The 7,342-nt window shown below is 52.0% G+C and carries 7 protein-coding genes and 1 pseudogene; 6 read left to right on the forward strand and 2 right to left on the reverse strand.

The features are described 5' to 3' along the window. The 5 genes and pseudogenes from RMSM_RS41130 to RMSM_RS20380 form a co-directional block, all read left to right on the forward strand. The coding region (locus RMSM_RS41130) for an RNA polymerase sigma factor sigma-70 region 4 domain-containing protein (protein WP_160168336.1) at nt 1–482 on the forward strand (482 nt) is incomplete at its 5' end. A 482-nt stretch (nt 483–964) separates the two neighbouring features. Further along, nucleotides 965–2,623, forward strand: a complete 1,659-nt coding sequence (locus tag RMSM_RS20370) for a hypothetical protein (RefSeq protein WP_144057807.1) — start codon at nt 965–967, stop codon at nt 2,621–2,623. A 31-nt stretch (nt 2,624–2,654) separates the two neighbouring features. Further along, complete coding sequence (locus tag RMSM_RS20375; RefSeq protein ID WP_144057808.1) at nt 2,655–2,915, forward strand: hypothetical protein; 261 nt, start codon at nt 2,655–2,657, stop codon at nt 2,913–2,915. Between the two features lie 44 nt (nt 2,916–2,959). Continuing rightward, a pseudogene (locus RMSM_RS43840) lies at nt 2,960–3,340 on the forward strand (AAA family ATPase); the annotation flags it as partial. Nucleotides 3,341–3,622: 282 nt separating this feature from the next. After that, nucleotides 3,623–5,515 (forward strand): formylglycine-generating enzyme family protein, encoded by a 1,893-nt coding sequence (locus RMSM_RS20380; RefSeq protein WP_390173217.1) that lies wholly within the window; start codon nt 3,623–3,625, stop codon nt 5,513–5,515. A 17-nt stretch (nt 5,516–5,532) separates the two neighbouring features. Here RMSM_RS20380 and RMSM_RS20385 read toward each other — a convergent pair whose 3' ends face one another. Next, entirely contained in the window at nt 5,533–5,715 is a 183-nt protein-coding gene (locus RMSM_RS20385) for a hypothetical protein (protein WP_040768496.1), read from the reverse strand. Nucleotides 5,716–5,886: 171 nt separating this feature from the next. On the opposite strand from RMSM_RS20385, the gene RMSM_RS43845 reads away from it, so the two are divergent. Beyond that, the gene (locus RMSM_RS43845) at nt 5,887–6,633 is read left to right on the forward strand and encodes a formylglycine-generating enzyme family protein (RefSeq protein ID WP_390173218.1); all 747 of its coding nucleotides are present in this window, start codon (nt 5,887–5,889) and stop codon (nt 6,631–6,633) included. Nucleotides 6,634–6,812: 179 nt separating this feature from the next. Here the strand turns inward: RMSM_RS43845 and RMSM_RS43850 are convergent, their stop codons facing one another. Then, the gene (locus RMSM_RS43850) at nt 6,813–7,337 is read right to left on the reverse strand and encodes a formylglycine-generating enzyme family protein (RefSeq protein WP_008700474.1); all 525 of its coding nucleotides are present in this window, start codon (nt 7,335–7,337) and stop codon (nt 6,813–6,815) included. Nucleotides 7,338–7,342 lie beyond the last annotated feature (5 nt).

Genomic DNA, 7,342 nt, shown 5'->3' on the forward strand with positions numbered 1-7,342 from the left:
AAAAACGAATCGGGCGGGAGGGGCAGCGGGAAACTGCCCGAGCGATGCGTAATGGAAGCTCGCTCGACGAGGCGGCAAAAGTCGAGGGCATCAATGTGGCCACCTACGTTAATCCCGTCGATTCTACGTTCGCAAGAAATCGTCGACTGGACGAGCAGGTAGATTTTGCCGCGTCCATTCAGGAAGCACTGGTCGAAGCTGTTAGTACACTCACTGCCGATGAAGCGAAATGCTTTTATTTGAATAAGGTTTTAGGCAAGTCACAAACATCGATTAAGGACAGAGCTGATGTCCGTAAATCGATCGGATGGGTCAATGGAAAGGTTAATGATGCAATTGAAAAGTTGCGTTTTGGAATGAAAAAGCATGGTCAAGAGTGGATGGATTGCGTCGCGTTTCTGGGCATCTTGGTCGAAGCCGTACGGGATCAAGCCGAATCAGCCATCGATGGCGAACCAATAGCCACTGATCAAACGGCTTAGAAACTTGATCGCCCATGGATCAACTTTGAACTTTCACCACGAGAATCTCAGCTAACATGAACTCGATCGCTATCGACGAATTCGGTTTCGCTCTGCTCCGACTGGATGCAGCTCACGATGCAAAATCGTTGCGAGGTAATCGAACAGCTCGCATCACCCTACATTGGCTTTGGCCGGGCCTCGACCAACCAATGTCCAGCGAAGTCTTGGCGACTGTTAGATGGCAAGCACAGACGGGGAAAAAAAAACCTTGCCTCATTGTCGAAATGCCAGTGTCAACGCTAGGCCTGCCATCTGGGGTTGGAAGTGACCAATGCGAATTCGGGTACCAGCTTATGGACCTTATCGAGGGTGACGGTACCGCGACGGCAAGCGATCATTCTTTCGAACTGGACGTCGAGGTCCCGCCATCGTTGCACGATTGGCTACTTGGCGGATCAAAAACCCTGCATCCCAGGCATGTCTTCGGTAGCCAATGTGACGTGTCTAACCTTTTCCGATCCGGCTTGGATACGTCGGTTGTTGCTGAACTCACTCGGCTCAACGAAAGACTTACCGAACTAAGTCCTCTGGACCGATGTGAAGCGACCACTTACGGCTTTCAAACGCATAGGTGTTTGTTCGATGTCTACGCCGCAGCAGTCGGCTTGCGAAAACTGGAGAATCCTCACGACGAGCTATTTTCGGACCTTGAGGCTGGATTGGAGCGAGCGATTGATCGTCTTGCTAACGAACTGCAAAATGGCCAGACCGGCACTGAACAAATCGTGCCATCGGCTATTCGGGTGCGACAACCAAACGACAACAATACCGCGTTAAAGACCGCGTTCTGGAATCTCTTCGGAACATATCACCAGTCACTAGGATTTTGGGCGGCCTGGGCTCTTATTAAGGATCATGATAGTCCACTATTAGAGGTCGACGGGCGAGCGACCTTCCCTGATGACTCGCACAAACGACTTCACAGCGAAACAGCGACACTATTCGCACGCAGCAAGACCATTAACGATCGTCCTTCCGGTCACGTCCTCTGGTTTGAAGTTGAGCTATTTGATGACTGCCCTGGAGTCTTGGCTCCAGACCTTAGCTACTTCGGGCTAACCGATATCAGTGAACTGCTTCGGCCCATCGCCGAATGTTGGTCTGCATCGGGATTGGCAAGCGATTATCGAGGTATCTGGCGACTACGGAGCGACTATCCAGGTGACGACGACACCTTCAGGACCCTCAACAATGGTCGCATCGTGCCGTGTCACGAGGGAGAGCTAACGGGGCATTCTCTGCAAGCAGCGGTCTTGGCCGCTCTTTGGGCCGCCGCTGGCCAAGTGCCGATGGATGACGGAAGTGGAGGCATCCAATTACACGACAACGGCGGAGAATCATTCCGGCTGATCCCGCAAATCGCTGTCAGTGCTCGAATCGACCCCTCCACAATACACCGCCACAACACGTCAATCTCCCTAAACACGATCACGGACGAATCTGTCGATCGGAAAGTGAACGCCCTGAACATCTACGGTGACCGATCAACAGCCGATGGTTCAATCTTTGACACAGCGTTGGTCTACGCGGAACAAGACGCCCTGAACGAACTAAGTGAACGGTTCCCCAGCGAATCCGTTGCGGACCGCAACTACCTCGGTATTCGAATCGATTCCTCAGTCCGCACCATGGATGACGTGATGAATCGGATGCTTGAGGTCAATACTTGGACTCGAGCGTTACATGAGTCGGTGCAGGAGGAATGGCTTAAGAAGTGGGGCTATGCTCGTAATCGGGAGGGGCAGTTCCTAGCAAAAGAGTCGACAATTGCGGACGAGATTCCATTGAGATTCAAGGACGCAGAGGGTCGCTGGAATTCTCAGTACAAGGACTGCGTGATCGCGTTGAACGACGAGCGGCAAACAGTTACGCTTGAGCTGTCCAGCGACGATGAATCGCTGAGGCAGACGCTCGACGATGATTTGGCTGACGATCTCCGCGAAGAGGTTGAGCGTCAGATTCAGGCGGGTGGTATTAATACGGGATCACTCGCCTACATGCAAAACCCCGTCGGCGGAGCTGTTGAGGAAGCGCGGGATATCGAAGCGTTGACCGCGGCGGAAGAGGAAACGGATGATGTCATGGGTGGCGAGCCTTGATCGACTACAAACGGAGCTAGGAACCGACGTCATGCCAAGCCAGAAGAACTTTGCCGCAAAACCATGGTTCATTCACGATGTACGGTGGAGCGTCCTTTGTGCCCCCCACGAAACCTGGGAACAGGCGATGCCGTACTGCGCGCCGAAACTCTTTCGCTGCACGACCGACGGTCTGACCGCTGAAGAACTAGATTCCGAAGGCTTGGAAGCGTATCAACCGGTTGGGATACCGAAGACGTCGCACTCAACCGGGCACCTTCTGGTGCTTCAAATCATGCCACAGAAGATTTAGATTCGCGTTCCGGCGGAAGGCCGGTTGCAGATTGTCGGCATGTCGCACTGATTGCTGATGGCGGCGTTGGCAAGTCCGCGGCCACCGAGTGGCTGGAATATCGAATCAATCAAGCGGACTCTGGTGCGATCGGATTTCGCTACGACCTCCGCGTATTTGCTCAACCCTCAGTGACGAAGGACACCGCCGCCGAGAGACTGCTAGAAAGGATCGTTGTCGATTGGGGCGAGCGACTTGCAGATGCCGGTCTGTCATCCATCCAGCCAGTGGCGATTAAGAACCATTTGAGATCGATCCTCCGCCGGAGAGATGCCGTCTGCATCATCTTTGACGGACTGGACCAGTGCTCTTCCGAAGACATCGAGATATTGATCTCGATTTTGGATTCGCGCCATTTCAGTCGTGCACGCTTCATCATCGCTGGCCGTCCTCAGGCCTATAGCAGCCACGGAGCGGCTCTGTTTGGAATTGAAGGCGTCAACTGGCAGATCGTTCGCGTCGAGGCGATGCAGCGTCGGCAGCAGATTCGCTACCTAGGATGGATGCCCGACGGGTCGCTTCGATATCACAAGATCCCCATGGGTGTGCGAGTCTTGCTGTCGAACATCCGAATCCTGTCGTACCTGAGGCAAACGAACGACTTTTCTGAGTTGACCAACGAAGCGTCTATCTATCTCGACGCTGTCGCGCACCTGCTGGCCGAGGGAATGAACCGAACGCCACAGGGGCGACTGATTGGGCTACCGACGGGTGCCAATGCGACAGATAGGGTTACTCGAGAGCAGAAGCTGATCGCTCTCCGATTGCTTGCGATCATCGCATTCCATACCAAGGTGGCCTGCCAAGAACAGGAGCCAACTTGGACCGAAGACTGGTTAGAAACCGGCAATCTGCCAAGCCGTCCTGAAGACAAGCCACCGGAGTACGTCTACAATATCACTGACGTCAACCAGTCCGACGCCCTCAAGCGAGGGCCTATTCGCGACGCGTTCAAACGGCATTGCCCAGACTCCGACTTCATCCAAAGTTGGCAGGGACTTGCCACATTGAATAGCGGCTTTCTTGAAAACGGTCTATTCGAGGACGACACGGCGGACTTGGTGGAACTGGTTTGGTCCAACCGCAGTCTGCATGAATTTTTACTTTCCTACTACTTCGCCAATCTCGCAACCGAGGACGACACCCGATACCTCTGGGACTGGATTTACATCAAGGACAACTACGACACGGAAGACTATTATTGGTTCTGGATCATGTTAACTGGAATGCCCGAAGCCTCGACCGCAAGCACATCGAAACTTCCATCAAGAGACGGCGAAAGATGGCTGCAATCGATTCGGTTGCTTTACCAAGGACTGATCAAAAATCAGAGAAACAGAGCCGTCGAGAATCGACACTTTGCAAAACGTTCAAACGAGATGGTTTTTCGCTCGTTCAAGTGTCTCATCGAGCTTCGCTTAGATCGGAAGTTAAGCGACTTGGCATCACGCATCATCGAAGATTGGAGATCCGAGTTCAATTGCATGCTAAATGGAAATCATGGTGAAGCGGAAAAACAGATTTCAGAAAGTTTGAGAAATCATCTGCTTGAGGTGCCACTCGCTGCGATTGGAAAGTTCAAGATGGGCACCTTGCCAGGCAAGCAGGGGCGTAGTTTATTCAACGAAATACCACCTTCGTTGCTTGCGCAAATACGCCGTCTCAGAAGCGAGCCTGCCCAATACCTGCAGGAGTACTTTGAGACGTTCGACAGCACGCGATCGATAACCGCATCGTTGGAACATGATGCCACACGGCTGCTGCGTGTAACCAATGCACCGGACGAAACAACTGCAGCCACACTATTCGTCACTTGGCTTTGGGCTGAAAACGAACGCGAGATAGCCTATGAGGGTTTGCCCAACGCTATGCTCAGCGAGTATTCGCTCGGTCGCTTCTGTTGCACGAACGAGTTTTATCGTTTGTTCGACCCGACGTATGGAACTCGAGAGACGGGACTTTTTGATGGCTACAAAATGCATTCAGCGCATCCGGAAGCACCCGTGGTCTATGTAGACTGGTTTGACGCCTGGGTTTACTGCCAGTGGACACATTGGGATGGCCTGAGCTGCATGCTTCCGCGTGAGGATCATTGGGAATGTGCAGCGAAGTTCGGTTTTGGATGGTCGGAATTCGAACGGCCATATTGGTGGGATGAGGGGAATTTCGATGCGGAGAGAGACCTAGAGCGAATTCGTTGCCGAGAAACCTTGACGGAAGCCGAGAGGATGACGCAGGTGCCATCAATACCCATTCGATCAAGTTTTGAATCTCGTCGGTATGATCCTGAAGGGCGAGGATGGATGGACATGCTTGGTGCGTGTTCTGAATGGTGCATTGATCCATTTCCAAACTTTGACACATTCTACGTCCGAGACGCGTCCTCAGTAGCGGATTGCCCGAACGTACATCGATCGATTCGAGGTGGTGCCTCAGACAAACCCGCCATTGTTGCACGCAATTCCGCGAGACGAAGAAACCTTCCCCACTTTACAAACCATGTCCAAGGCTTTCGACTAGCGAGAAGGGTGCGAAAGAATGATGCTGCCGCACATAGGTGAGAGTCATCAGTTCTAGGCTAAATTGGTAAAGTCAGAAGTTCATCTGACAGCAGATCGGCCCAGTAGCGATCGTTGACGGCGACCGGACGTCCTGCGACGACGCAGTGAAGTCGTGGGTAGCGTTCGAGCAACTGCCTGAGCTTCTTCACTCGATTGACATTCGTGGTGTCTTCATCGAGTGCATCAACGATCAAAGTCATTCGACCAGTACGTATAAGACGTTTGACCCAGGCGGTTACCTTGAGCGGTACAGATCTTTTGAAAAGTCACCCCGACTTGCCGTAAGTGCATTCTTCGATTCATACCGTCAATCAAGGTCGGTTTTGGCCTACCGCGATCAGGTTGAACATTTGTGGAAGTCTTACGCGCTAATGGGATATCCTGCAGATTTTGAAAGGTATGCAGAACACGCAGCACCGCCGAATGAGCACGAGATCGAATTCCTGAATCTGCCTAATGAACGTCACAGACCTTTCTCGATCGGTAGACACCCTGCAAGCAGTGCGTTTTTTCGACTTTTCGATCCGACTCATCAACTGCGAGACAATGACAGTGAAAAGACATTAAGGCACGAAGATACAAAACGCCCTTGCGTGCACGTGAACTGGTTCGACGCGTGGATCTATTGTAAATTTCTTCACTGGTCGGGGCGAAGCTGCACGTTGCCACACGAATGGGAGTGGGAATGCGCTGCAAAGTTCGGATGGGGTTGGGATCGTTGGGATCAGGCATATTGGTGGGGAAATGAGTTCGACGTTAACGTAAATCGCAATATGATTTGCTGTCGTGAGATAGTCGCCGATGAGTCTCCTAATAGACCAACGAACGTGCGGTCCTCTCCCGCTACTCAGGCGATCGACCCGACGGGATTTGGTCTTTGTGATATCCATGGTAATGTCAGAGAGTGGTGCATTGACCCTTTTCCTGATGTGAGCTCAGGGTACACAATTCACCCTGAGAGTCTTAATCGCTGTCCAATGGTTTTTCGCGCGAATCGGGGAGGTTCAGTCCGTGATTACGGTTCGGATTGCCGAGCATCAGCGAGAAATCGTTACGTGCCATCCCAGGCGATCAGCGATCTTGGATTTCGCATCGTGCGTAGCTGTGGACGAACGTGATTTTGACAACGACAATCTTCCTTTTCCAACGTACAGGCAGTCGACATCGGCAAAGCGAATTGTTTTGCGTTCTTCGCAAATAATTGTCAGATGAAGTCGTCATTAAAGACGGGAGATTCTTGGTAGAAATTTCGGATGATAGCGCGGCTCGCGAAGCAAGCAGCAGCAGCATGTAGATTCTAAAGACTTTCGGAAGAATTTCTGGCAATACGAAAACCAAGAGTGTGGTCTGTATACGAGGGATCAAACTGCTCGCGACACGAAAACCGTTCTTTGAGCGAGTTGCTGATCGCGAACCCGAATCGACATGATCGAGAGTTGGTTTGCGAGCCGTAAGTGTTTCGCTGCCATTCCCATATATTTGTGGGCAAGTAAATTGCGTCACACAGACACGCTCCGACCTCGCGACAACTGTATTCCCATTCCCATTCAGTGAGAAGCGTGCTACCTGACCCAATCGCGAACATCATTGCGTCATGCCATGTGATATCTATTACTGGCCGCCTGGAATCGAGGCTCGAATGTGAAGTGTCGTCAAACGATTTGCAGTGAAATGAATCGAAGAGGTCATACAACCGTTTTGTAACCGGATAACGGCAGAGCTGAAATTGGCGTTTAAGAATGTGTTTTTTGGGTGGGTTGTCTGCCGTGTCGCGATGTCCGAGTTCGACTAGCTTGCCAAGGAACGAGCCACAATCCACCATTTGGG

Source organism: Rhodopirellula maiorica SM1, from assembly GCF_000346295.1.
Taxonomy (GTDB): domain Bacteria; phylum Planctomycetota; class Planctomycetia; order Pirellulales; family Pirellulaceae; genus Novipirellula; species Novipirellula maiorica.

Coding starts and splice junctions, on each gene's coding strand:
- RMSM_RS20375 (WP_144057808.1), top strand. CDS start 2,655: ATGCCAAGCCAGAAGAACTTTGCCGCAAAACCATGGTTCATTCACGAT.
- RMSM_RS20380 (WP_390173217.1), top strand. CDS start 3,623: ATGAACCGAACGCCACAGGGGCGACTGATTGGGCTACCGACGGGTGCC.
- RMSM_RS20385 (WP_040768496.1), bottom strand. CDS start 5,715: ATGACTTTGATCGTTGATGCACTCGATGAAGACACCACGAATGTCAAT.
- RMSM_RS43845 (WP_390173218.1), top strand. CDS start 5,887: ATGGGATATCCTGCAGATTTTGAAAGGTATGCAGAACACGCAGCACCG.
- RMSM_RS43850 (WP_008700474.1), bottom strand. CDS start 7,337: ATGGTGGATTGTGGCTCGTTCCTTGGCAAGCTAGTCGAACTCGGACAT.